At 49.1% G+C, this 2285-nt stretch carries 3 protein-coding genes; all 3 read right to left on the bottom strand.

Going from position 1 to position 2285, the window contains the following annotated elements; genetic code table 11:
- Positions 1-311: 311 nt before the first annotated feature.
- Positions 312-1646: a relaxase/mobilization nuclease domain-containing protein gene (locus KBS54_02475; GenBank protein MBQ0054996.1), complete on the bottom strand. Its 1335-nt coding sequence runs from the start codon at positions 1644-1646 to the stop codon at positions 312-314.
- Positions 1607-1936, bottom strand: a complete 330-nt coding sequence (gene mobC / locus KBS54_02470) for a plasmid mobilization relaxosome protein MobC (GenBank protein ID MBQ0054995.1) — start codon at positions 1934-1936, stop codon at positions 1607-1609. The genes KBS54_02475 and mobC overlap by 40 nt, the downstream gene beginning before the upstream one ends.
- A gap of 201 nt (positions 1937-2137) precedes the next feature.
- Positions 2138-2285 (bottom strand): transcriptional regulator (locus tag KBS54_02465; GenBank protein MBQ0054994.1); only part of this gene is annotated, 148 nt, incomplete at its 5' end.

The raw sequence follows: 2285 nt of genomic DNA, 5'->3' as shown, positions 1-2285 counted from the left end.
GACAGCCCCGCCCGCCTTTGCTGGTAGGCAATCAAGGGGCGACAGCAAGAAGTGCCACCGCCCCGCACTATTATTCAGAAAGGGGAATTTCCATGACCGACGAGGAATAGCCCATAGAGAACAGGGGCGCGGTTGCCGATTTCCGGCACCGCGCCCCTGTTCTTTTTTTGTCCTTGCGTGGACAATTAGAAAGCCGTTTTTGCGGGTTTGAATATACTTTATCGTCTATGTCGTTTTCATGCGCTGGAAGCCGCAGAAACACAGGCGTTTTCAGCCCTTAACATTCCACTTGCCACCCCATGTTTTGCGCCTTATCGCTCCTGCTCCCGCGCCCTGCTTTGGGACGGGTAAAGAATACTATCGACGTTCTTTTTGACAACGCCGTATTCCTGCATTTGCTTCTTGGCTTGCCGATAATCTTCATACAATTTGGTTTTCCTGTCGTTTAAGCTTCTATACTCCTTGCGCAGCGCGGCGAGATCGGGCAGCTTCTTTATCTGCATTTCCTTTAATGCCCTTGCCGCAGCTTCAAACAGGATAATTTCGCTTTCATGCCCCCGCAGATACTTTTCCTTGTCCGGCGATTTTCGGTATTCATCGTAAATCGGTTTTAACTGTCGGTATGTGGTGGTGTGCTTGATAAGCAGCGACAAATCAGACATACGCTGTTCCACTTCCTTAACCGCCTTTGCCGCCGCGTCATGAGCGGTCATAATATCGGCTATCTTGCTTTCAAGTTCGCTATAATACTCAATCTTGTTTTCGGTTAGGAAGTTCATGCTTTTAGCAGCCTGTTTCAGATTATGGATTTTTGCCCACCGTTCATAGCCCGCCGACTGTTGGGCTTTGATACTGTTTTCAAGATCGACGACAAGCCGGATTTTCTTATCTTCCCGCAGCGTTTTTGTTTTGGCAACATACACGCCCTTGATACGCTCCTTTATCGCTTCTTCCGTATAGGCCGCGCCGAGCGTCTTTGTGCGGGTAAACCGTTCCTGTCCGGCAGCGCGAAAGGAAATGTATTTGCCCTGTTTGATTTCATACCCCATTTCCTGCAAGCGGCGCAGCAGTTCGTCAAAATCTTTCACTTGGGGAATGAGAGTATCTATCGCCGTTTTCAGCTTTGCTTTGTAGCTTGTCCCTTGCTTTTCGGCGGTGTATTCTGCATAGCTTTTTCCCTTGTCCTGTCCCGGTACGACGACGGATAGCCCATGCTCTTTACATATCCTGTCGCTGGTGCGCCGGATAAAGTGATAGCTTTGCTTGTTGGAATGGTACTTTTTGTAGTCAACGAAGCTAACCGCGTTGAAAATCAAGTGATTATGCAGATGGTCTTTATCGACGTGAGTTGTCAAAACAAACTCATACTTGCCGCCTAATACCGCCCCGGCAAGTTCCATGCCGATTTTGTGCGCTTCTTCCGGTGTGGTTTCTCCCACCGCAAAGGATTGTATCAAGTGCCGCCCTAAATGTGTGCCGCGATCTCCGGCAGCTTCCCGCGTCCATGCAAACTCAATATCGGCGGTTTCCAGCCCGCAGCCGAAAGAGGACGCAAGCAGCTTCCCGTCTGTCTTTTCGGGATTTAAGATATAGTCTATCGCAGCCTTTAAGGTTGATTTAATAGGGTGCGTCTTTGTAACCGCCATATCTCGTCCACCGCCTTTTTAATGTCCTCTATATCCTGCCTGTAAACCGTCCCCGTCGCATTGGCGCGTTTTGCAATTTGGTTGATGTTCCGGCTCACCGCTTGCAGTTCCCGGATATATGCTTTTGTGTCGCTTCGGTCAACGACAAGAATATACCCGTCTATCGCCATTTTACGGAAGTATGCCCCATACTGCTTTATGGGAAGCTGCTTCATCTTCTCGTCGATCAGCCGCTTTTCTTCTTCCGTAACGTAAAACTTCATCTGTATATTTCTCTTTCGGTTTTCCATTTCCGCACCGCCTTTCGGTATAAGGGTTTGGGATTATCCCAACAAGCATTTTCCGCAAACGGGTACTCGTTTGCTGTGCTTGCTATCTACTCCATACCCCCACCGAAAGGCGGTATTTGTTGCGCGTTCCTTTGATTTTGGACGCAAAAAAAGATTGCAGCCGCCATGCGCTGCAATCTCCCGATTTCTCATATTGTGAGGTTAATCCTCTGCTTTTTCGACTTCCGTTATCTCCCTTGCTGTTGCGGTTACAATCCGTATGCCTTTATCGCTCATACCGTCCAGCAGCGCGTCAAGCTGCCGCCGCCCGGTGGATTTCTCCGCATTGCTGTTCGGGAAGAAAAATTGA

The organism is Candidatus Equadaptatus faecalis, assembly GCA_018065065.1.
GTDB classification, from domain to species: domain Bacteria; phylum Synergistota; class Synergistia; order Synergistales; family Synergistaceae; genus Equadaptatus; species Equadaptatus faecalis.
The sequence above is the reverse complement of the archived record's forward strand: the minus strand, read 5'-3'. Positions and strand labels throughout refer to the sequence as shown.

Bases quoted from the DNA above. Each gene is read 5' to 3' on its own strand.
- KBS54_02475 (MBQ0054996.1), bottom strand. From the start codon at position 1,646: ATGGCGGTTACAAAGACGCACCCTATTAAATCAACCTTAAAGGCTGCG.
- mobC (MBQ0054995.1), bottom strand. From the start codon at position 1,936: ATGGAAAACCGAAAGAGAAATATACAGATGAAGTTTTACGTTACGGAA.